This window comes from Pedobacter terrae, from assembly GCF_900100705.1.
GTDB classification, from domain to species: Bacteria; Bacteroidota; Bacteroidia; order Sphingobacteriales; family Sphingobacteriaceae; genus Pedobacter; species Pedobacter terrae.
The window spans coordinates 37,339-61,382 of record NZ_FNCH01000005.1; the positions used below are offsets into that span (position 1 = coordinate 37,339).

Below are 24,044 nucleotides of genomic sequence, written 5' to 3' on the forward strand. Positions count from 1 at the left end.
TTAGCCCTAAATCCTCGCTATTAATGCAGCAACCCATCACAATTTTCATACGTTATTCATTGCCCTGGTTCCCGGGACATTAAAATTTTAACGACAATTTTAATACAGGCGTCAAATTTAAACCATACATCGTATCTGCGTTAATCACAGATGGCATTACCCTAAAAGAAAGGTCATCATCAATATTAAAGAAATGCAAACGGGCTGCAACATAGGCATCAATAATATTGGCCGCATAAAGTAATCCATAAGAAAAGTATACAATCTGCGAATTGCGCTTATATAAACTTTTACCATCCAGCACACCTTGATCGCTATACTGCGTTAAATCTAACTTTTTACCTGGATTATCCTGACGATACTGCGCCTCGTTCAAAAAACGTTTGTAGCTCTTCCTGCTATCCATTAGCGATAGTGTGAGTGCGGTGGCACCGCCATAAATAGCCGCAATTTTACCACCAGTATAAATCTTTTGAAAAACCTGGCTTTTTCCGGCTCTTGTGCCATAACCATCGTTAAGAAGTTGCATATTATACAATTGCCCCCAACCTGGTATGATCATCGATCTGAAAACAGCTTTTCTACCGGCAACCTTACCTGGGTTAACATATTTGGCTTTCATCGAATCCTTTCTGGTCATCGGTTTTTTAGCCACAGTATCTAAAGATTTAGATAATTTGATCTTTGAGGTATCAGCAGGTTTCAATAAAGTATCCTTAACCTGTGCAGCAGCAAAGTTCACCATAAAAAATGCAAATGCAGCAACCAGTATAAAAAGCTTAGTCTTTTGCATTACCAGTCTAATAATTCCAGAATCCGGTTTAAGTCATCATCGCTCATGAAAGGAATTTCTATTGCCCCTTTACCGTTCTGACTTACCTTTAACTTTACCCGTGTAGCAAATTTAGACGCCAGATCGTCCTGTAATTTTTGATATTGAAAGGAAACTGCTTTTTCTTTTGGCTTTTCGCTGGCTTTTAAAGGTACATGCTGCAAATTACGTACAAGCTCCTCCACTTTCCGTACAGATAAGCCTTTTTCTAAAATCTCCTGGTGAATAAACAATTGTTTGTCCACACCGTCAACATTAATTAAGGCCCTTGCATGACCCATACTAATTTTCTGATCGCGGATAGAAGCCTGAATAGCGGGGGGAAGTTTTAACAAACGCAGGTAATTGGTAACCGTAGTACGGTTTTTACCTACACGTTCGCCTAATTGCTCCTGTTTTAAGCCCACCTCGTCAATCATCCTCTGGAAACTCAATGCTACTTCAATGGCATTTAAATTTTCGCGCTGAATATTTTCGATCAGAGCCATTTCCAACATCTGTTGATCATTGGCACTGCGGATATAAGCGGGCACTTTGGTTAAACCAGCTAGTTTCGAAGCCCTGAACCTACGTTCGCCGGAAATAAGCTGGTATTTGTTTGCAGCCAGTTTTCTAACGGTAATAGGCTGTATTAAACCTTGTATTTTTATCGAATCGGCAAGCTCGTTTAAAGCTACCTGATCAAACTCGGTACGTGGCTGATATGGATTGGTTTCAACTTCAGTTAAACTTACGTGACTGATATTGCCAATCTGCTCGGTTTCGCTTACCGCATTAACCTGCTGTTTCGGCGGATGAGCAGATTCGCTATCATCTAAAAGCGCACTTAACCCTCTTCCTAAACCTGTTTTTCGCTGAAAAGATGTCATCTATAATTTATAAAGTTGCTGTTCCAATGTTTTCTTCTTCCTTTAAAAGGCCGTTTTTCTTTACAATTTCGCGGGCAAGGTTCAGGTAATTAATAGCACCTTTGCAATTTGCATCGTGCATAATGACCGAAACACCATAACTAGGTGCCTCACTTAAACGCGTATTGCGCTGAATAATGGTATCGAAAACCAATTCGTGAAAATGCGTTTTTACTTCTTCTACTACCTGGTTAGATAAACGCAAACGTACATCATACATTGTTAATAAAATACCTTCAATCTCCAGATCAGGGTTTAAACGGTTCTGAACAATTTTGATGGTATTTAACAACTTCCCTAAACCTTCCAGGGCAAAATACTCGCACTGTACCGGAATAATAACCGAATCTGCAGCAGTTAGCGCGTTAATGGTAATTAAACCTAAAGATGGAGAGCAATCAATGATAATAAAATCATACTGATCCTTCACTTTCTCTAAAACCGCTTTCATTTTATACTCACGGTTATTGAGATTGATCATTTCGATTTCCGCACCTACCAGATCGATGTGTGCAGGCAATAAATCTAAATTCGGTGTATCCGTTTTTTGGATGGCCTGTAAAGGATCGATATCATTGATGATACACTCGTAGATGCTATCTTTAATATTCCGGGGGTCGAAACCGATACCAGAAGTGGAATTGGCCTGAGGATCAGCATCTACCAGTAAGGTTTTGTATTCTAGTACGGCCAAACTAGCAGCCAGGTTTATAGATGAAGTTGTTTTACCAACACCACCTTTTTGATTTGCTAATGCAATAATTTTGCTCATCTATGTATCCGAAATTTACTTAACGTTTATTTAGGCTGTGTTATTTATGCGTTTTAATCGGCAAAAAGTTCTATTTTTGCTTTGTTTACGGCCTTTTTCACAATCAGCTAAGATACAAACTATATGGCAATTTTAGCAAGAAGCACATTTGGGTTTTACACATCTTATTAACAATTATCCATGATCACGATTATAGCTGCAACCAACAGGCCCAATAGCAATACGCTAAAAGTTGCTAAATATTACCAAAAGCAATTAAAAGAAAAAGGAGCTGAAGCCAATTTGTTTAGTCTGGAGCATCTACCTGCAGATGTTTTGAATACCGATATGTATGGTAAACGATCAACAGCTTTTCAGGAAATTCAGGACATGATCAACAACACCGAAAAGTTTTTGTTTATCATGCCAGAGTATAACGGAAGCTACCCGGGCGTACTAAAAGTATTAATTGATGCCTGTAATTTCCCGGATAGTTTTTATGATAAAAAAGCAGCTTTGGTTGGCATTTCTTCTGGCAAATATGGTAATATCCGTGGTGTAGATCATTTTACAGGTGTTTGCCATTATATCCACTTGAATATTTTACCCTTACGTTTACACATTCCGAATATTAAAATAGAATTAGATGCTGCCGGTAACCTCAATCAGCCGGATACGGTTAAATTTACCGATGAGCAGATAGAGAAATTTATCAGGTTTTAGCGAAAAGCCTTATTTCCGGAAGATTGATAGGTCGTCCCAGCGGGACGATTCCGAGGTAGCCAATTGCAAATTGGCGTTTTCGTTCCGCAGGAACGTTTCATGTTTTCACATGCACAAACCGTGCATCTAACCCGATCTGATAGCCATCGGATGAGCGGAATATCCCACAGCGCATCGAGGACTATGAGCGAAAGCGGGGCTGCAAAAACCTAAAGGCTTCCAAACCAACTTTCCTAAAAACAACCAAGATTAAACACCTATTTGTTTTTGGAAAGCAAAATCTGTGTTCCATAGGAACGTTTGTCCCTGCTCTCCGCTTTACTCCGTTGCACTCCGTGTTCGCTGCGATCAGGTTTACCTACACAGGACAGTGCTATAAATCCAAGAGGTAATTTAGGCGCTTCGCAACCCCAAATCTGATTACCAGCCTTGCCACCTAAACCCGATTAAGCGGAATAGCCCACAGCGCAGCGAGGACTATAAGCGAAAGCGGGACTACAGTAACCTAAAGGCTTCGAAAACTGTTTTCCTAAAAATAATTTCAAAGTTTTTTTGATTTGGAAAGCAAAACCTGTGTTTCATGGGAACGTTTGTCCCTGCTCTCCGCTTTACTCCGTTGCACTCCGTGTTCGCTACGATCAGGTTTAGAAACGCAGGGTATTGCTATAAATCCAAGAGTAATTTAGGTGCTTCGCAACCCCAAATCTGATTACCAGCCTTGCCACCTAAACCCGATTAAGCGGAATAGCCCAGAGCGCAGCGAGGACTATAAGCGAAAGCGGGACTACAGTAACCTAAAGGCTTCGAAAACTGCTTTCCTAAAAATAATTTCAAAATTTTTTGATTTGGAAAGCAAAACCTGTGTCTCATAGTAAGGTTTGTCCCTGCTCTCCGCTTTACTCCGTTGCACTCCGTGTTCGCTGCGATCAGGTTTAGAAAAGCAGGGTAGTGCCATAAAACCCAATGCATAATTTAAAGACACAGTATTTCTTCGCTTCGCACCCCCAATCTGCTTACCGGCCGTACCACCTAAACCCGATCCGATAAACTTTTAGCAACAATAGTTCATAATGGTAAAAAGCCTTTCAAAATGAAAAGGTTTTTTTATTAATTATAATCAAAAAACACCATAAAAACCTGTAAAACAAAATCTTAAATTAAAAAGAAACCTACTGGCATCACTATTGATTATGGACTAAACGGATGCTATTTATTTAAGCTTTGTTATATAATTTAGTTCATTAGTAAACAGATTTAATTATAAGTTACTTTTACCACGAAAAGAGGGAAATTAATTTGCGTTCTTAGCTAAACTTTCCACTCTTTGCGGTTAATCAAGTCATCATGAAAATAAAAACCAAACTCCGCCTCGGATTCGGCTTTCTCTTTATCATCGTTTTATCCTTCGGCTTAATTGCGCTGTTTTTCTTAAATGAGCTTTCCGATAAATCGAAGGTAATTCTTAAAGACAACTACAAATCTTTGAAATATGTTGCCGCCATGCGCAATATAATCGATCAGCATGCTTTTCCATTAAACAGCACACAGCTGAATACATTTGGGGATAACCTGAAAAATGAGGGCCTGAACATTACCGAACCTGGCGAAAAAGCAGCCTTCAGGAAATTAGAAACAGCATTTAATGCACTAAAAGGTGCACAACCATTAACTATTAAAGAAAGTAGCATTAAAAATTTGCGCGTTGCACTGCAGCATATAGAACAGGTAAACATGAAGGCCATTTACGATAAAAATGAAATGGCGAACGAAACCTCATCAAGGGCAAACCTCTATATTATGATTGCGGCAACCCTTAGTTTTATCATCCTTTTTACCTTCATTGTAAACTTTCCGGGATTTGTGGCCAATCCACTTGCCGAATTTAGTGCGGCAATTAAACAGATCAGTCGTAAAAATTATAAACAACGTTTGCATTTCGAAAACGAAGATGAGTTTACAGAACTGGCAAACTCCTTTAACGGAATGGTGGTTAAGTTAAATGAATGGGAAAACAGCAACTTATCTAAAATTAAATCCGAAAAGTCGCGTATTGAAGCCATTATTGCACAAATGCAGGATGCTATTATCGGTTTAAATGAGAAAGGGGAAGTGCTCTTTCTGAACCATCTGGCAGCAAAACTGATGAGCCTGGATGAAGATAAGGTTATTGGTCAAAATGTAGCCGAACTGATGCCAAAAAATGAGTTGCTCAAACGAATTATTAAACCTGAAACAGATGACAATACCTTAAAAATTTATGCTGATGACAAAGAATCTTACTTCCTGCTGGAGAATCGCGAAATCATCATTCCAAATTATGAAGAACAGGATAACAGCGCATTAATTGCCTCGTCTAAATCTGCAGGTAGCGTTTATACCTTAAAAAACATTACACACTTTAAAGAGCTTGATGAAGCAAAAACCAATTTTATTGCCACCGTTTCACATGAGTTGAAAACACCACTTTCATCCATCAAAATGAGCTTAAAACTGCTGAACGATGAGCGGGTGGGTATGATGAACGATGAGCAGCACGAATTGCTCAACCACATTAAAGAAGATAGCGACAGACTGCTAAAGATCACCAGTGAACTGCTTGATCTTTCGCAGGTAGAAACCGGCAATTTAAAACTCACCTTTGCCATAACCAAACCTGAAGAAATTGTGCGTTATGCTATTGAGGCCGTTAAATTCCAGGCCGAACAGAAATCGATTCAACTGGTGCTTAATTGTGACCAGAACTTACCCAATGTAAATGCCGATATCCAAAAAACGGCTTGGGTAATGGTTAACTTTTTATCTAATGCCTTGCGGTACAGTTCAGAAAAATCGAAAGTAGTGATTGATGTTTTGCAAAAAGACAATTTTATAGAATTCTCTGTGCGCGATTTTGGAAAAGGTATTGATGAAAAATACCAAAAAAGATTATTCGACAGGTATTTCCAGGTACCAACCGATGGTCAGAATAAATCTGGCTCCGGATTGGGCCTTGCCATTTCTAAAGATTTTATCGAAGCCGAAAACGGGAAAATATGGGTAGTAAGTGCCATTGGGGAGGGAAGCAAGTTTTGTTTTAATTTACCCATTGCGGAATAGCCTATTTTAACCGCGAAGACGCAAAGTTACTTAGTTACTTACCACCGAGGATACTGAGTTTTCACAGAGGATCCCAGAGAATAAAATGTTTAAATGGGGCAAAACTGACTCAGTAAACTCGGTGCCTTAACTCAGTTTTCTCTGTGGTTAAACCTAATCAGATTTTTTAACCGCAAAGTTCATAATGTTCTTTACCACAGAGGGCAAAGAGTTTTTCACAGAGGGCCACAGAGAATTAAATGTTATATAGTTGTACAACTAACTTTTTGTACTTGATGCCTTGCTGTATTTTCTCTATGGTTAATTATAAACGCCAACTGCTCACCCCTACACAATATACGGCTCCATTTCCTTATCAATGCTTTTACGCAGTTCCATTAATTTAATGGCGTAGCCATGCATGGCAATTTCTTTTTCGGTTTTAGGTTTAAAAGCCGGAATTGGCTTTGGCTGACCATTGTCATCTACCGCAACAAAAACAATAATACAGTGTGTATTTTTAACAAAATCTGTTTGTTCTAACGGTTTTGAATAAGCATCTACGGCTATATGCATACTGGTTTTACCCGTATAAATAATGCGTGCTTCCATCTTTACCAAATGTCCGATATGAACAGGGTGAAAAAACCTGATTCCACCCACGTAAACGGTTACACAATAGGTTTGGCTCCACTGCAGGGCGCAGGCAAAAGCAGCCTGATCAATCCACTTCATCATCATCCCACCATGCACTTTACCGCCATAGTTAACGTCAGAGGGTTCACTTAAAAATTGAAGTTCGATATGGTTGTTGGGTCCGCGCATGGTATGTTTTGTTAAAATTGCTTGTTTTTAATGCCTAGCTAATATATTATAAAATAAGAAATTTTCCTTCTGTTTGAACGAAAAGTCGTAGCGAGACGCTACAACTAGAAAAAGATTTAAAGGATTAACACAGATAAGAATATCGATCCGTGTTTATCTGTGCTTATCCGTGGCAAAACAGCAACAAAAAAGTCGTAGCGAGACGCTACGACTAGAAAAGGTTAAACACAGATAAAATTATCGATCCGTGTTTATCTGTGTCTATCCGTGGCTAAAAACAGCAACAAAAAAGCCGTAGCGAGACGCTACACCAGAAAAGGGATAAACAGGGATAAGAATATCGATCTGTGTTTATCTGTGGCTATCCGTGGATAAAACCTGCAACAAAAAATCCGTAGCGAGACGCTACGACTAGAAAAGGAATATCGATCCGCATTTATCTGTGCTTATCCGTGGCAAAAAACAGCAATAAAAAAGTCGTAGCGAGACGCTACGACTAGAAAAGAGCCTTGGAAGAGTGTCTGTTGGCAACAACTGACACCACACCCTTACCTATTATTTCGCTATAATACTAATCGCGTACCCGCCACCAGGGGCACAATACTGCGTCAATTTTGTTTTATTGGTTACTTCCATTTTGCGGATGGTATAGGCTTTTGGATTGGTTTCATAATGGGCATTCTTTGCATCAGCATAAATGGTTGCTGTATATTTTTTACCCGGATCTAAAAAACTGAAGTCGATTTTTGAAGTGCGGGCTTCCTCATCATTGGTGCGGCCTACAAACCAATCATTCTTACCTTTTGCCTTACGTGCAAAAGTGATGTAATCACCAGGTTCTGCTTCTAACACTTTGGTATCGTCCCAATCTACTGCCACATCTTTGATAAACTGGAAAGCATCCATATACTTATTATAAGTTTCTGGTAAATCGGCCGCCATTTGCAAAGGGCTGTACATGGTTACATAAAGCGCCAGTTGGCGGGCCAAAGTACTGTGTACGAAAGAAGTATTTGCCGGATTGTAAGTACTCGCCCTGGTTTCAAAGATCCCGGGGGTATAATCCATTGGACCACCGATTAAACGGGTAAAAGGCAAGATGGTGGTATGATCGGCATTGTTCCCGCCAAATGCTTCATATTCGGTTCCCCTGGCCGATTCGTTCCCGATTAAATTTGGGTAAGTCCGTGCCAAACCTGTCGGGCGTACAGCTTCATGTGCATTCACCATAATTTTATATTCGGCCGCTTTTTGAATGGCATACAAGTAATGATTATTTAACCATTGACCGTAATGATGCTCCCCCCTTGGAATGATGTTACCGACATAACCACTTTTAACCGCATCGTAACCGTTGGCTTTCATAAATTTATAGGCCGTATCCAAATGACGTTCATAATTACGAACCGACGAAGAAGTTTCATGGTGCATAATCATTTTTATGCCTTTACCTGCCGCATAACGGTGCAGTTCTTTTACATCAAAATCGGGGTAAGGAGTAACAAAATCAAACACATCATCTTTTGTTTTGCCAAACCAATCTTCCCAACCTTCGTTCCAGCCCTCAACTAAAACAGCATCTAAACCATTTTTAGCAGCGAAATCGATATATTCTTTAACGTGCGCAGTATTTGCAGCATGTTTTCCATTGGATTTTGTTTTCGAGTAATCGGTTACACCCAATTGCACACTGGTTAAATCATTGTAGGCCCAGGTACTTTTTCCTGTGATCATTTCCCACCAAACACCAACATATTTGGTTGGTTTTATCCACGATACATCTTTGAATTTTGTTGGTTCGTTAAGGTTGTAGGTAAGCTTCGAAGTCAAGATATCACCAGCTTTATCACTAACAATAATGGTACGCCAGGGAGACAAACATGGTGCCTGCATATAACCTTTATCGCCAACTGCATCTGGTGTTAACCATGATTCTAAAATCATATGCTGATCATCCAGATTTAACGACATCAAAGAATAATTGACCAGCGCTGCTTCGTGTATATTGATATATAGGCCATCTTTGCTCTTCATCATTAAAGGCGTTTGTAAGCCGGTTGGCGAAAAAGTAGTCTGAGAGGCATTGGGTGTTACAGCAGCTTTCATTTTACCACGAACTTCAGACAAATTTGATGTCACCGTGCTATATTCCTGTGTATCATAATCTCCGGGAAGCCAAAAAGCTTTATGATCGCCAGCCAGGGCAAACTGCGTTCTCTCCTCTTTGATTACAAAATAATCCAGATTTTTCTGTTCAGGGAATTCATATCTGAAACCCAGGCCATCGTTAAACAAACGCAAGCGGATAATAATATAGCGGTTCGTTTCTTTTTGGGTTAAGGTTACTGCAAGTTCATTGTAATGATTTACAATTTCTTTTACTTCGCCCCAAACCGGTTTCCATGTTTCATTAAAAGTGCTGGTTTTGGTATCGGTGATGGAGAAACCGTCCATTAAAGATTTACCCTCTTTAAGTTCCAAACCTAACTTACTGATTTTGATTACAGCTTTTCCTTTGTACTTTAAACTATAGGTAGGTACGCCCCCTTCTGCCAAAGCAAAGCTGGCCACCAGATTGCCATCGGGTGACTTCAATTTTTTTTCGGGAACGTTCCCGAAAGCATTCCCAAAAAATAGCAAAGTGCATATTAAAGTAAGGATTTTAGAACTGGCAAAGAATTGGTTAGTTTTTTTATTCATGTTAGCTTTTAATTATCGTTATTATTATTCATTTATCACATTAGCACTTGCAGGTTTTGGTTTCTCTAATATAAAAACGCATTTAATTAAATACAACTATATTAATTAGGTAATAATCGGGTATAACCTGATGTAAAAAGTATTTCTACTTTACTATGTTTCGGTCTTTAAAGACACCAACCGCAGCGGAAGTTCATATGATCTTCAAGGCATCATTGAGCGCTAAAGCATTTAAAAACCTGCGAGGCTAGTCATGCAATACCTTCGCGTTAGGGATTGTAAGGGTTTAGTACCGGATTTTCATCGGTACCGAAGCGAAGCGTAGCCCTGAAAAGCCCGCCCCCTTTCCCGTTTTTCACGGGATTGGGAAACGCCCAAATATGCTGACAGTTTGCCGTTCACACCTGGCGATGAGCAATATCAGTCATTCAAAATAAATCCTGAAACACGTTCAGGATGACGATAAGATATAAAAACCGAGACGGGATGACGTACTGTGAGTTACTCCAAAAGTAAAGCATCGTCATCATCATCGGTTAAACTCAGCTGCACACTATCGCTACCGGCAATTCCCTCTATTGAACCACGGATATGGGTTGCGTTTAACAGTACTTTCTCCAATTGTTTTTCACGGGCTTTCCATAAACGTTCCATTGCATCGCGCTCACGCTGTATAGATAGTTTCATGCTCATAAAACCTTCTCTAATGGCTTTCCATTGTTCAGAAAACTCTGCTCCCATTAAATAATCGTATAACATGTGCATTTTTTCACCACGGTTTTCCTGCGATTTCACTGCTCCTGCCAGGCGCAAAATACCTTCGCGCAAAACATACGCTACCGCATTTACTTCTTCGAAAGAACAGATCCACACCCCATCACGCTGCCCGAAACAATCCATACCCTTCGGGTAACACTGACTCACAATTACGGCTACATCAATGCCCATGCTCCGCATATCTTTCTTCAGTTTCTCGATCCAGTCGCCACCAAAATCTTTGGTACGTTTGCTTTCGTAAATTATTTTACCGCACTCCTGTCCAAATTGGTTACGCACCACCTGTACACAATCTGCCCCGCGCACACCCTTACCTACTTCTTCAATTAAATCGAAAGGATAATTGGTACGCAGCAGTTCTTCCAGGATCAATTCCTGTACTTCACCCTGCAATTGCATACTCCCCTGCTCGGCTTTACGCTTCATCTCTTCAGCCAATTTTTTCTGGTCGTCGAGCTGTTTTTCCAACTCCTTTAAGCGCAATTGATGTTCGGTATCTTTAATGCTATTTTTTTCTGCCTCTTGTTTACGGATCTGTTCTACCAGCTCATTACGCTGCTCCTGCATTTTACGCTGAAAAGCAAGTTCCATTTCTTCTTCTTTTACCTTGAGGCTTTCCTCCCGGCGTAAAAAATCCAGTTCCTTCTCACGGGCTAACTTTAGTTTTTCGGCACTTTCTTTGGCATTACCTTCCAGTATCTGCAGCTTATTTTCAAAGTCGGCTGAGATACTTTTACGCAGGTTCTCCTCCAGGTTATCTTTAAGCTTGGTTTTCTCTTCGTTAAGTTTAGCCTCAAAAGCTTTCAACTGCTGCTGTTTTTCTGACTCAAAAACCTGCAGTTTACGCTGATATTCTTCATCTTTCTGCCTGGCATAAGCAGCCGCTTTCTCACGTAATTCTTTCTTATAATCTTCGGCCATGGCTTCTTCCATCGGAAAAACATGGGCACAATTGGGGCATTTTATTTCAGTAGGCATAAATTATTTTTTACCGCAGCGCATACTGTGGATTACAAAGATATTAAAGCTTTTATGATTGCGCAAAGGAGTTTTGCACCATCAATAAACCTAAAGCACTTTGGATCTGATTTCATGACCAGCAGCCAGCAATTTACTGACCGGGCATTTTGCTGCAATTTCTTCCAGCCTGATTTTCTGTTCTTCGGTTAGCACGCCGGTACAGGTAATTTCTTCCAAAAATACCGTTTCGCCGTTTTCGGTATCAATGTTTACTTCTACTTCAATTTTATCAATTGGCCATTCTTTTCTATCGGCATACATCCTTAAGGTAATGGCTACACAAGAGGCCAAAGAAGCCATTAATAATCCTTTCGGGGCAAAACCTTTGTGTGTACCCCCCAATTCAAGCGGTTCATCTACTATAATATCGTGCGAGCCATTAGTGACCGAACAGGCATAGTGTTCTTTATTTATTGTTGCTTTTACCATTATAATTCGTTTTAGTAATCCAAATATTGGGCTTTAACTTTAAACATAAGTAAAAGTCTGGTCTTTTTTCACACCAGCTAGACCGAAATCTTTTCAAAACAAGTGACTGCTATTATTTCTCAAATCAAAAAAACTCAAACATTCTAACCTACCAATTGTTCCTTAAAAAAACATTACCTTATGAAATACAGAAAGTTAATTGGAAAATATTTAAAGCACGAATCGGATAACAGTGCCAAAATAGCCCTGGCCCTAGTGGCTGGTTTAGCAGCTGGAGCAGTAATCAGTATTTTATTTGCTCCCGACAGCGGTGCAGGCACCCGTGGAAAAATTGCCGGAGGTGCCAAAAATCTTCGTTATGGTTTTCAAGACAAATACAACCTGCTAAAAGAGAAAGTTTTTGGCGTAGAAGCTATTGAAGAGGATATTGTTGAACATGAAGTACCTCATTTTAAACACACGGTTACCAAAAAACGTAAATCGGATGTAAAAGAAATTCTGGAAAATGCTCATGAAAATGGACAGGTTCAGGAAGGACAGGGATAACATACAACTGGCAAAATAATCTTAGTTTTACAGGATTATTTTGCCAATTATGATTTTTATTCTTTCTAAAATTTTAATCTTTCTGCTGCAACCCATTATCTGGATTTTTGTAGTATTGCTATTTGCTCTTTTCTCTAAAAAACAGCAGCGACGAAACAGACTTTTCGCCATTGGTACTGTATTATTGTTTATTTTCTCGAACGGTTTTATTATCGGAAAAATCTATAATCTGTATGAAGCTAAATATCCGGCACCAAAAAAATATGATGTTGGTATTCTGTTGGGTGGCTTCTCAAAATCTACTCAAAGGGGTGAATTAGCGGTTAGCGATAGAGGTGATCGGTTAGTACAATCGATTTATTTATTGAAAACTGGTGTAATCAAGAAAATCCTGATCAGCGGAGGCTCCGGAAAATTAATTGGAACTGAATCTATCGAAGCCGATATGACTTTAAAGTATTTGAAAAGTATTGGTGTACAGGATTCATCAATTTTGATTGAAAACAGAAGCAAAAACACGATAGAAAACTCAAAATACAGCGCAGCGCTGGTTACTGAAAATCAGCCAAATGCATCAATATTGGTTATTACAAGCGCATGGCATATTCCCCGTTCAAAAATGATTTTTGATAAGGCTTTTAACAGGAAATTAGCTTATTACCCTACAGATTATATTGGAAAGGAAAAGTATGATATCTCTGATTATTACATGCCCGATGCCGGTGCGTTAACCCAATGGCAATATATTTTAAAAGAATGGGTTGGTTTAATGGTTGACCGTTTGAGAGCCTGATACATTAGTCATTGATTCATTGGTCATTGGTCATTCGTAATTGTTGATAGGTAACCAATACAAACTAATAAACGATTGACTAATGAACTAATAAACCTCTTTACCCTTCAATTGCTTTCCAAAGCATATCTTTCAATTCTAAAATATTTTTTTCAGCCACTGATGAGATAAATATCGATGGAATATCAGGAAGATCCTGCTTCATTTCTTCCATTAGTTCGTCATCCAACATATCTGATTTGGTAATGGCCAAAACATGTGGTTTTTGCATTAACTCAGGATTATAGGATTCTAACTCACTTTTAAGAATTGCGTACTCTTCTTTAATTGAGCGACTTGTATCGGCCGGAACCATAAATAACAGTACGGAGTTACGCTCGATATGACGTAGGAAACGGTAACCTAAACCTTTCCCTTTTGATGCACCTTCAATGATGCCGGGAATATCGGCCATTACAAAAGATTTTCCTCCTCTATAACTTACAATACCCAAATTAGGAACAATAGTGGTAAAAGGATAATCGGCGATTTCTGGCTTAGCTGCCGAAACTACAGAAAGTAGAGTTGATTTACCTGCATTCGGGAAACCCACGAGGCCAACATCGGCTAAAACTTTTAGTTCTAAAATGTTCCATACCTCTTGCCCCTGCTCGCCCGGTTGTGCAAAGCGAGGCGTTTGCTGAACTGCATTTTTAAAATGCGCATTACCTAAACCACCACGACCACCGGCTGTTAAAATCTTGGTTTCGCCATCTTTGGTAATTTCGAAAAGGATTTCTCCCGTTTCAGCATCTTTGGCAATGGTACCAAGCGGAACTTCTAATATTTCATCCTTACCTTGTTTACCAGATTTATGGGAACTTCCACCTGCTCCGCCATCTTCAGCAATAATGTGTTTACGGTATTTAAGGTGTAATAATGTCCAGATATGGATACTGCCTTTAACGATAATGTGGCCTCCGCGACCGCCATCACCACCATCAGGGCCACCCATTGACGTTAAAATATCACGATGTAAATGTGCTGAACCTGGCCCACCTTTTCCGGAACGGCAACAAATTTTTACATAATCTACGAAATTCGAACCCTGTGACATATTTTATTATTGAAATGTTTAATAATGGAAAGTTAAAACAACAATTCCTTTAAAATTAAAGAGTTATAACGTTTTTAACATTATAACTCCTTGTATGTTTTTGAAATGATATCAGGGATTAAAATTAATCCTGATGCATTTTCGTGATACTTAATGATTGGTATTTATACCTAATATTTAATTAATGAATTAAACCTTATACTGATCAATTACCGCGCAAAGATCGTTATAAATGGTTTCTATTTCACCAATTCCGTTTACTTTATTCAACTTTCCCTGCTCCTCGTAATAAGGCAGTACATGAATTGTTTTGTTAAAGTATTCCGAAATCCGTTTTTTCAGTTTTTCAGCATCATCATCCGGACGGCCGCTAATTTTATGGCGTTCAGCAATACGTTTGGTAAGTTCATCCTGGTCTACATCTAAAGCAATAACACCGGCAATTTTACTGCCTTTACGCTCTAAAAATAAATCAAGCTCAATGGCTTGCGGAACAGTACGCGGAAATCCATCAAACACAAATCCTTTAGCGTTAGGATTTTTATCTACCTCTTCTTCAAGCATGGCAATTGTAATGGCATCAGGAACCAATTCGCCGTCAGCCAATAATTGACTCACTTTTTTTCCTAATTCTGTTTCTCCTTTAACGTGTGCTCTAAAAAGATCGCCTGTTGAAACGTGTACCAACTGATATTTTGCAATCAGCTTTTCAGATTGGGTGCCTTTACCCGCCCCTGGAGGGCCAAAGAGAACTAAATTAAGCATTCAGGTTGTTTAGGTTATCTTCAAAAATTAAAAAAGCCTTATTCCTATGGCTCGGTTATAAGTAATATTTAAATCTCTGATTAATAGGATTAGACATTGCTTACTTTCAAGGCTGCAAATATATAATTATTAATTTAGATGCCATTTAAAATTGATAATATATTTAAAAACGAGCTGTTTTAATGACATTTATCTTATTCTAAGAAGAATCTTGTGCCATTTTTATATTTGGCAGAATTTTCTTAAAATAACAGGTCATATTACCGAAAGATTCTTTTTACATTTCATCAATTTTATAAAAATTTTATTATTGCAACACTCTTGATCTTACGCCGGGCTAAGTAAATTGGATGTGCACCTAATTTACGGAATGTTTAACGTCCGTAAAGTTCGGTCTCTGCTTTCAGCCAGTTTATCATATCCTCGTTTATAAAATTTTTATCTGCTCTCCATGTCCAATTTCCTGTTGCATTACCCGGGATGTTCATCCGGGCCGTTTCATCTAATTGCAGAATATCCTGCATGGGGATGATGGCAGTTTTAGCAATTGACGCATAACAAAGTTTGATCAGGATGGTATTAATATTTTTTTCATTAACTGCCGTACCTACATACCTGGAAAGTCGTTCTTTGAGATTTGTATCTGTTTCATTTTTAAACCAGCCCAAGGTGGTATTGTTATCGTGCGTTCCGGTGTAAACAATACAATTTGACGAGTCAAACTGATGTGGGATATGCACTGATCCGGCTAAATCTTCTCCAAATGCAAACTGCAGTACTTTCATGCCTGGCAATTTAAATTGTTTGATCAGCTGCTCCACGTCAGCCGAAATTTCGCCTAAATCCTCGGCAATAAAAGGGAGTTTATCCAGTTTCTTTTCTATTGTTTTAAAAAATTCGGCACCAACTCCAGGCTCCCATGTACCATCAACAGCATCTTCACTACCAGCCGCAACCTGCCAGTAATCAGAAAAAGCTCTAAAATGATCTAAACGGAGGAGATTAAACAGCTGTTGATTTTTTTTCAAACGATTTTCCCACCAGGTAAAACCATCGGCTTTCATCTTTTCCCAGTTGTATATCGGCATGCCCCAAAGTTGACCCTTTTCGTTAAAATAATCGGGCGGAACACCTGCCACTACGGTCATATTCCCATTCTTATTCAGTAAAAAGTTTTCGCGCTGCGACCATACTTCAACCGAATCATAATCAAGGTAAAATGGAAGGTCACCAATCAGGCCTACGCCTTTCGCATTTGCATATTCTTTTAAACGGTACCACTGGCGATAGAAAATAAACTGGTTCCATTTTATTTCTTCTATTTCTGCCTGATTGTTTTTTTCAAAGTCGGCAATGGTTTGCGGATCTTTTAATTTATACTTTTCCGACCAGTTAAACCATTCTTTACCCTTGAAATGTTGCTTTATGCAGGTATACACAGAAAAATCAGCTAACCAGCTTTGTTCATTTTTGCAAAATACCTCAAATTCATTTAACAGATTTTCATCGCCGTTAGCTTTAAAAACCCGGTAAGCTTGATGTAAAGCCCGCTGTTTTATTTCTTCGGTTTTCTCAAAATCAATTGGCCCTGTTTCTGGCAATATAGAAGCGTTCAGATCACCTTCGCTTAATAGCGCTTGTTCAAATAAGCTTTCAGGACTGATGAGCATGGTATTTCCGGCAATTGAAGAGTTGCTTGAATAGGGCGAATATCCCGTTTCTTTTTTGGTTGGGTTAAGCGGCAAAACCTGCCAGTAGCGTTGGCGTGAAGCCGCAAGAAAATCTACAAACTGGTATGCGTTTGGACCTAGATCGCCAATACCAAAACGGGACGGCAAAGCACTAATGTGCATGAGTACACCTGCAGCGCGCTGATTATTTTCAGAAATTAATTTAATTACCGCCAACTGAATAGAATTAAACAACTGGCTGATCGGAACACCTTTGTAAAGCGGATCTTTATACTCTTTTTTCCCGGTCAGCAGGTTTTCCCAGCCAAGCGGTGCATCATCTGGTAACAACACTTCGGTATCTTCCCAGTCAAAATTATCCACTGTTACATTTTGCTTTTTACAGCATTTGGCAAACCCCAAAGGAACTACGGTAATTAGCCATTGTGCTTTGTATTGTCTGGCAAAAGCACAAATATGTTGGCTATACTTACCCTGAACCTTTAAAGGGATGTAAGCTCCTTCTTCAAAAATTACTGCCTCCGATTTTCTGATCCCTAGCAAAGTTTTGGTTAGCCATATTTTTATCTTTCCCGAAAATCTTTCTTTGGAGAGCTTTTTAAAGTCTACAGGATCATCAAATGTAGCCAGCAGATTAGCCCTATCGTCAAAATCAACAGGTCTTCTGTTATCCGGATCAACCAGACTTAAATCCCATAATTCCGTTCCCTGGTAAATATCCGGAATGCCCGGGCAAGTGAATTTAAGGGTAAGCTGAGCTAAGCTGTTGATGACCGCAAAATCAGCAATCCGTTTTAAAAAATTTTTGATTAACCTATTACTCTCCTGCGGCTCGGTTAATATAAGCTGTGCAAATTCAATGAGTTTATCCTCATAATTCTCATCAGGATTTGCCCAGTTTGACCGCTTTTTGGATTCCCTTAACGCTTTTACAATAAATTGTGCCAGGCGTTCATCGATTTCAGCATCATCATCTTTATGAAATGGCAAAGCGCCAATAATGGTTTGCAGCACGAGATAAACATCATTATCATGTAATTGCTTAAAAGAGGGATGCTGATTTAGTAAGGCGATGAAAGTTTTTTTCAGCTGCTGTATCAATTGAGCCCATTCATCCGGAAGATCGCTAAGTACGTTTAATCTTGCCCTAACATCTTCTCCTTTTTTGGTATCATGAGTAGAACTTCCATTCATGCTAAATGGCCAGTCTTGCTGTCTATGATACATCTCATTATGAAACTCATCCACGGTCATTCCAAAAGCATCTGGCGCATCGCCCACTTCTGCATGGCCTATAAAGCGGTTATAGGTAAACATGGCGGTATCTTCTACCCCTTTTGCCATTAATGGGCCTGTAAATTGCATGCAGCGTTGAAAAAAATGGCCTAACTTTTTGCTATAGGCCATATCTTTTTTTCTCGGCATTTCTAAAAAGATTTTAATCAACAGTTCGCCTGCCTTAGCCAGCTTTTTATGCTGAAGAACGGGGGTAAGCAAACTTTGAACATGATGTGCTTCTGCCTCTGCCAGTGGAAAGCGATAGTTGTAATATCGGTATACTGGCATGGCAATCAGCATTTCGGAGAACGCCATTTTAAGATCTTTATGATTTATGGTTAAAAAATCCTCCAGCTTAAGTGCCACTAAGCCTTCAAATAAATTATCCAGCTCACCTTGCATATGCTTAAACAAGATATTGCTTTTCTTTTCGTAAATCAGTTTAGCAGGATCGAGTTTTTTACCTGTTACTTCCTGATAGAGTTTATTAAAAGGCTTTTCTGCTGCTTTGTTGGTAAAAAGATTGTTCACCGTTGCCAAAAAGTCGTAGCCGGTAGTGCCCTGCACTTTCCAGTCTTGGGGTAATGCTTCACCGTTTTCGAGAATTTTTTCGACCACGATATAAATGTCTTTGCCTACCGCTTTCCTAAGCCGTTGTAAATATTCCTTAGGATCGTAAAGTCCATCAACATGATCGATCCGCAAGCCCTGGAAAATGCCTTTATCAATCAGTTCAAAAATATAACGGTGATAAAGATCGAAGGCTTCCTGATGCTGCATATTAAGGCAGATCAGGGCATTGACAGTAAAAAACCGGCGGTAGTTAATATTGTAATCGGTTTCCTGCCAGTTGCATAAACGATAGTATTGGCTATTAATAACTTTTGTTAAAGCTTCGGCATCGCTATTTATGTCCTCAAGATTTCGTGCCGAAAGGTTTTTTGCCGTTTTTGCATTAACCGGCCAATTAGAATCGCCATAATTAAGGTAGTATTGACCTTTAGTGGCCACTAACTTTATTTTCTGTGCTGCAATTGCTTCTTCAAGGTCTTCACCTAAAAAAGGAACCATCAAACGGCCATCGCCTTTTTGCAGATCGATATCAAAAAATTCCGAAAAATCAGATGCACTTCCTTTCTGCAATACATCCATTAGCCATGCATTGTCCGGATGGAAGGCCATATGGTTAGGCACAATATCCTGAAGCCAGCTGATGCCAGCAGCTTTTAACTTTTGTGAAATCTCAATCAATTCGGCCTCGGTACCGATCTCGGGGTTTATCTTCAAAGGGTTTACCACATCATAACCATGGGTACTGCCAGGCATAGCCTTAAAAATTGGCGAAGCATACAAGGTGCCAATTCCAAGTTCTATTAGATAAGGGATGATTTGATCTAGTGATTTAAGGTTAAAATTTTCGTGAAACTGGATTCGATAGGTAGAATTTGGTTTATGCATCTGCTTTGTAAAGAATAAGAATGGATTCGGGAAATAAATTAAGCTGGCTCTCAGCCATTATATGATTTGATTCTTGGTTTGGACCATTCCACTGCATTAAAGAAGAGTCTAATAACACCGAGGCATGTTGAAAGGAAGGATCAATGGATAAAGTTTGTTTCTGTTGAGAAAAATTGAATAAGGCCAAAATTTCTTCACTGTCTTTCCAGCGCCTAAGCATAAGACAGTTTTGTTCAGGAAATGCTACTGCATATACATTTTGACGATCCAGGTTGGCAAAGACAGGATATTTTTTCCGAAATGCAATCAAAGTTTTATAATAACTGAGCATGATCTTGTGTCTCGGTTCTGCCGTTTTTTCCCAGTCCAGTTTTGAACGTTCAAAAGTAGAGACTGCCTGTGGGTCGGGTGTTTCGCCATGGGTATGGAAGTCGGCAAATTCTGCCTTTCTTCCTTTTCTTACCGCTTCAATCAGTTCTTCATCGCTATGGCTCACAAAAAACTGGAAAGGATTGGTTTCTGCCCATTCTTCGCCCATAAATATTAAGGGTAAAAACGGACTGCAAAAAACTGCTCCTGCCATCACCTTCAACATTTCGAAACTAACCAGGGCGCTGCTTCTTTCGCCCAGCATACGGTTACCTACCTGATCGTGATTTTGCGAAAAAACAACAAATTTAGCGCCTGAAACTTCCTGTAACGGCATTCCAAACTTCCTTTTACGATGGGGAGAATACTGGCCAGTGTACACATACGCATCCTGGTAGGATTTGGCGAGATCTGCAACACCATTAAAATCTGAATAATAACCTTCTTTTACCTGCCCGGTACAAACCCGGAGCGCGTGGTGGAATTCATCTACCCACTGGGCGTCCATGCCATAACCGTATTCACTTTGATGCCTGATATAACGCTCATCATTCAAATCAAGCTCAGCAATTAATTGATATGGCCTACCGGTAGTTTGTGAAAGTTTCTCAGTATAGTTTTTAATGTCTGCCAGAATATGGACCGGACTAAAATCTTTAATGGCATGTACCGCATCCAGCCTAAGCACGTCGATATGAAAATCTCTAAACCACATTAAGGCATTTTCGATAAAAAAATTACGCACGGCATCGCAGCCGGCATCGTCAAAGTTAATAGCCTTTCCCCAGGGCGTTTGATATTTATCGGTAAAATATTCGCCAAAATCGGAGAAATAATTCCCTTCAGGCCCAACATGATTATAAACAACATCTAAAATAATGGCCAAACCTTTAGCATGGCAGGCATTAACCAAATGCTGCAAGGATGATGGCCCGCCATAAGTATTTTGCACGGCAAAGGGAAATACACCATCGTAACCCCAGTTTCTATTGCCCGAAAATTGTGCAACGGGCATAATTTCGATAGCTGTAATGCCTAGTTCAATCAGATAATCGAGTTTGGTTTCGATAGCGGCAAAATCTCCATTTGGTGTAAATGTTCCGGTGTGAAGTTCATAGATGACCAGATCATTGAGGTTTACTCCTTGCCAATCGGCATCTGTCCACGAAAAAGCATTTAGATCGAAAGTAGTAGATGACCCGTTTGGTCCTTCTTTCTGCAATAAAGAAGCCGGGTCTGCCCGGTATAACGTTTCTCCATCGGTTAAGGATGTAATTTTGAAGCGATATTGATCATGTTTTCTGATCTGGTCTGTTTGCAAATACCAATAACCATAGCCTTCATCAAATAGCTGTAAAGTCAATTCGCCCACTTCTATTAAAATAGAAACCTGCGCTGCGAATGGTGCCCAAAGCCTGATTTCGGCTGCCCCGTCTTCATTAAAGTTTAATCCTATTTTTCGCTTTTGTATATCTATTTCCATTGAAGAACTTTAGAAAAAAAACAAGAAAAATGCGCTAAAAGTTTTAGAAGTGGCCAGCTCATTTATTAAAGTTCAAATAAGCCAAACCATCTAAAATTTTATCTGGTTATATCTATACCTATTAAAAACATCATTATGGACGGAAAAAAAAATGTTACACGACGTGAGGCAATTGGAGGTCTCGGAATTGGATTGGCTAGTATGGCCATTGCACCCGCACTATCTGCCGCAGAAGTAAGCCAACACCATTACTCACCTATTGTCGCGCTCGAAGACCCCACCACTAAATATCCGCGACCACCTTTTAACCATCAAAACCAGCCCTGGCCGGCATTGGCCAGCAAAATGGTACCCCGACCCGATCATGGCGAAACCAGTTATAAAGGCTCAGGGAGATTAGCGGGAAGAAAGGCGTTAATTACGGGTGGCGATTCTGGTATGGGTAGAGCGGCAGCCATTGCCTATGCCAGAGAAGGTGCAGATGTTGCCATTAATTATTTACCACAGGAAGAACCAGACGCTAAAGAAGTTATTGAATTGATTAAAAAGGCTGGTCGCAAAGCAGTTGCCATTCCTGGCGATATCAGAGATGAAGCCTTTTGCAAAAAGCTGGTCGATACGGCTGTAAGTCAGCTGGGTGGCCTGGATATATTGGTTAGCAACGCTGCAAGACAACAGAGTACACCTTCGCTTGCTGATTTAACAAGCGATCAGTTTGACTGGACCATAAAAACCAATATATATGCGCCATTCTGGATTATTAAAGCAGCCTTACCTCATTTAAAACCAGGCTCATCTATTATTGGAACCACCTCTGTACAGGCAACCGATCCTTCGCCTGATCTTTATGATTATGCACAAACAAAAGCCGCTACCACCAACTTTGTAAAATCACTTGCCAAGCAACTTGGCCCTAAAGGGATCAGGGTGAACGGTGTTGCTCCTGGCCCGATATGGACGCCATTACAGATGGGTGGTGGTTCAACCCCTGAGAAACTTAAAGAATTTGGTAAAGATACTGCATTGGGCAGACCAGGCCAACCTGCTGAGCTGGCATCTATTTATGTTCAGCTTGCTGCAAATGATGCCAGTTTTTCTACCGGCCAGGTATATGGCGCTGCCGGAGGAAACGGACAACCTTAGGGGTAATTTTGATTGGAAGTTAAGAATCAATCATTGCGAGAAGACTTTTTCAGCCGACGAAGCCTGCCTGTAGCAGGCTTCGTCGTTTCTTCTCGCAATGACGATCACGCTGGTGGATTTTGTCAATGGTAGCGTAGTGGAGATTTTGTTAGATACATCGAAAGATTTCTCCCCGCCTGTACGGACAGGCGCTACGCTTGCTTCGGTAGAGATGTCGAAATCTATCTGAAATCTAATTTTGATAAGGGGATAATATTATGACTTATCCACCGGCTCCTGTTGCTTACCGGTCTGCTCTGCCAACATACTATCAGGCGTTACATTCCCCATGGCTACCTGGAATTTATTCTTAAATCCAGAGATGACCATATCTTTCCCGGCAATCATCGCCTCGTAACCATCTTTGGCCACATCTGCAGGATCTGCAAGTTCACCTTCCTGTACCGCTTTAGAATCGAGCATATCCGCTTTCCTGAAAAAATCGGTATCTGTAGGACCAGGCAATAAAGAGGTTATGGTAACGGGTGTATCTTTAATTTCAGCACGGACAGCCTCATTAAATGAATGCACAAATGCTTTTGTTCCATGGTAAACTGCCTGATAAGGTCCCGGAACTTTTCCTGCAATAGAGGCAACGTTTAAGATCTTACCAGTTCCACGGGCTACCATCTCCCGTACATACAATTTGGTTAAGGTTACCAAAGCCGAAATGTTGAGTTGGATAATGTTGAGTTCCTTACTCAGATCGGTATCTAAAAACTTGCCATAAACACCCTGGCCCGCATCATTCACCAATACATCGATCTGTATATTTTTTGCCTGTATTTGTTCATACAGATCAACCGCTGCATTAGGTTCAAAAAGATCCGCAGTAATAGTTATCACCTCAACCCCCTGTTCTTCAAGCACAACTGCAGCCCGTTGTAGGCTGGCCTCTTCCCTGCCTACAATAACCAGATTAAAGTGATCTTTTGCAAAAAGCTTTGCCAGTTCATAACCAATACCGCTACTTGCTCCTGTAATCAGGGCAAAATGTTTTGTATTTTCCATAATATCTGTTCTTCAGGTTAATCATCCCTTATTCAATCGACTGTCTTTTAATCAGTATTGCTTTTATCAGTCTGTTCATCACTATCCGAATCAGACTTTGTAGCTTGTTCGGCCTGTTCCGCTGCTGCATCATCATCCTGGTGAGCAGTATCGGCATCACTTCCCTCTAGTTGAGAGACCGGAATAACGCCTATTTTATCCTCTTTATTCGTTTCGAGATCTGTTTTCTTGTTTTCCATAATTTTAAGCTTATTTTAAATTGATATTTAGCTGGCAGATGAATTTGCCTTAATGGCTATAAATGATATTCCGGCCAAAATGCCTTCTTAACT

Annotated in this window: 18 protein-coding genes; 5 read left to right on the forward strand and 13 right to left on the reverse strand. The window is 39.9% G+C overall.

Annotated features, from left to right (window positions below; translation table 11 throughout):
* Positions 1–79: 79 nt before the first annotated feature.
* Genes BLR60_RS08095 through BLR60_RS08105 form a run of 3 tightly spaced genes read right to left on the reverse strand, consistent with a single transcriptional unit; the run spans position 80 to position 2,512 of the window.
* Positions 80–793: a DUF5683 domain-containing protein gene (locus BLR60_RS08095; protein WP_090498622.1), complete on the reverse strand. Its 714-nt coding sequence runs from the start codon at positions 791–793 to the stop codon at positions 80–82.
* Positions 793–1,701: a ParB/RepB/Spo0J family partition protein gene (locus tag BLR60_RS08100; protein WP_090498624.1), complete on the reverse strand. Its 909-nt coding sequence runs from the start codon at positions 1,699–1,701 to the stop codon at positions 793–795. The genes BLR60_RS08095 and BLR60_RS08100 overlap by 1 nt, the downstream gene beginning before the upstream one ends.
* Before the next feature lie 7 nt (positions 1,702–1,708).
* The gene (locus tag BLR60_RS08105; RefSeq protein WP_090498626.1) at positions 1,709–2,512 is read right to left on the reverse strand and encodes a ParA family protein; all 804 of its coding nucleotides are present in this window, start codon (positions 2,510–2,512) and stop codon (positions 1,709–1,711) included.
* A gap of 180 nt (positions 2,513–2,692) precedes the next feature.
* Here BLR60_RS08105 and BLR60_RS08110 point away from each other — a divergent pair, with 180 nt between their 5' ends.
* Positions 2,693–3,214 (forward strand): NADPH-dependent FMN reductase, encoded by a 522-nt coding sequence (locus tag BLR60_RS08110; protein WP_090498628.1) that lies wholly within the window; start codon positions 2,693–2,695, stop codon positions 3,212–3,214.
* 1,344 nt (positions 3,215–4,558) lie between these two features.
* On the forward strand, positions 4,559–6,310 hold the full coding sequence (locus BLR60_RS08115; RefSeq protein ID WP_090498630.1) for a HAMP domain-containing sensor histidine kinase: 1,752 nt from the start codon (positions 4,559–4,561) through the stop codon (positions 6,308–6,310).
* A 327-nt stretch (positions 6,311–6,637) separates the two neighbouring features.
* Here the strand turns inward: BLR60_RS08115 and BLR60_RS08120 are convergent, their stop codons facing one another.
* The 4 genes from BLR60_RS08120 to BLR60_RS08135 all read right to left on the reverse strand — a co-directional run bounded on the left by BLR60_RS08120 (position 6,638) and on the right by BLR60_RS08135 (position 12,040).
* On the reverse strand, positions 6,638–7,114 hold the full coding sequence (locus BLR60_RS08120; RefSeq protein WP_090498632.1) for an acyl-CoA thioesterase: 477 nt from the start codon (positions 7,112–7,114) through the stop codon (positions 6,638–6,640).
* Positions 7,115–7,669: 555 nt separating this feature from the next.
* The gene (locus BLR60_RS08125) at positions 7,670–9,814 is read right to left on the reverse strand and encodes a glycoside hydrolase family 97 protein (RefSeq protein WP_090498635.1); all 2,145 of its coding nucleotides are present in this window, start codon (positions 9,812–9,814) and stop codon (positions 7,670–7,672) included.
* 501 nt (positions 9,815–10,315) lie between these two features.
* The gene (locus tag BLR60_RS08130; protein ID WP_090498637.1) at positions 10,316–11,569 is read right to left on the reverse strand and encodes a DUF2130 domain-containing protein; all 1,254 of its coding nucleotides are present in this window, start codon (positions 11,567–11,569) and stop codon (positions 10,316–10,318) included.
* 90 nt (positions 11,570–11,659) lie between these two features.
* A complete protein-coding gene (locus BLR60_RS08135) occupies positions 11,660–12,040 on the reverse strand; it encodes an OsmC family protein (protein ID WP_090498639.1) in 381 nt (126 codons plus the stop codon).
* A 180-nt stretch (positions 12,041–12,220) separates the two neighbouring features.
* Between BLR60_RS08135 and BLR60_RS08140 the strand changes: the two genes are divergently transcribed.
* Together BLR60_RS08140 and BLR60_RS08145 are read left to right on the forward strand one after the other, a co-directional pair.
* Complete coding sequence (locus BLR60_RS08140) at positions 12,221–12,586, forward strand: YtxH domain-containing protein (RefSeq protein WP_090498641.1); 366 nt, start codon at positions 12,221–12,223, stop codon at positions 12,584–12,586.
* Positions 12,587–12,635: 49 nt separating this feature from the next.
* Complete coding sequence (locus BLR60_RS08145; RefSeq protein ID WP_090498643.1) at positions 12,636–13,379, forward strand: YdcF family protein; 744 nt, start codon at positions 12,636–12,638, stop codon at positions 13,377–13,379.
* Between the two features lie 100 nt (positions 13,380–13,479).
* Here the strand turns inward: BLR60_RS08145 and obgE are convergent, their stop codons facing one another.
* From obgE to treZ, 4 genes are all read right to left on the reverse strand, one after another.
* Positions 13,480–14,475: a GTPase ObgE gene (obgE, locus tag BLR60_RS08150; protein ID WP_090498645.1), complete on the reverse strand. Its 996-nt coding sequence runs from the start codon at positions 14,473–14,475 to the stop codon at positions 13,480–13,482.
* A gap of 189 nt (positions 14,476–14,664) precedes the next feature.
* Positions 14,665–15,240: an adenylate kinase gene (locus BLR60_RS08155; RefSeq protein ID WP_090498646.1), complete on the reverse strand. Its 576-nt coding sequence runs from the start codon at positions 15,238–15,240 to the stop codon at positions 14,665–14,667.
* A gap of 374 nt (positions 15,241–15,614) precedes the next feature.
* Positions 15,615–19,667 (reverse strand): malto-oligosyltrehalose synthase, encoded by a 4,053-nt coding sequence (gene treY, locus BLR60_RS08160; RefSeq protein WP_090498648.1) that lies wholly within the window; start codon positions 19,665–19,667, stop codon positions 15,615–15,617.
* Complete coding sequence (gene treZ / locus BLR60_RS08165; RefSeq protein ID WP_090498650.1) at positions 19,660–21,519, reverse strand: malto-oligosyltrehalose trehalohydrolase; 1,860 nt, start codon at positions 21,517–21,519, stop codon at positions 19,660–19,662. The genes treY and treZ overlap by 8 nt, the downstream gene beginning before the upstream one ends.
* Positions 21,520–21,654: 135 nt before the next feature.
* On the opposite strand from treZ, the gene BLR60_RS08170 reads away from it, so the two are divergent.
* Positions 21,655–22,662 (forward strand): SDR family oxidoreductase, encoded by a 1,008-nt coding sequence (locus BLR60_RS08170; protein WP_090498652.1) that lies wholly within the window; start codon positions 21,655–21,657, stop codon positions 22,660–22,662.
* A 255-nt stretch (positions 22,663–22,917) separates the two neighbouring features.
* Here the strand turns inward: BLR60_RS08170 and BLR60_RS08175 are convergent, their stop codons facing one another.
* Both BLR60_RS08175 and BLR60_RS08180 read right to left on the reverse strand, forming a co-directional pair.
* Complete coding sequence (locus tag BLR60_RS08175) at positions 22,918–23,712, reverse strand: SDR family NAD(P)-dependent oxidoreductase (protein ID WP_090498654.1); 795 nt, start codon at positions 23,710–23,712, stop codon at positions 22,918–22,920.
* Between the two features lie 47 nt (positions 23,713–23,759).
* Entirely contained in the window at positions 23,760–23,951 is a 192-nt protein-coding gene (locus tag BLR60_RS08180) for a hypothetical protein (protein WP_090498656.1), read from the reverse strand.
* Positions 23,952–24,044: the final 93 nt, after the last annotated feature.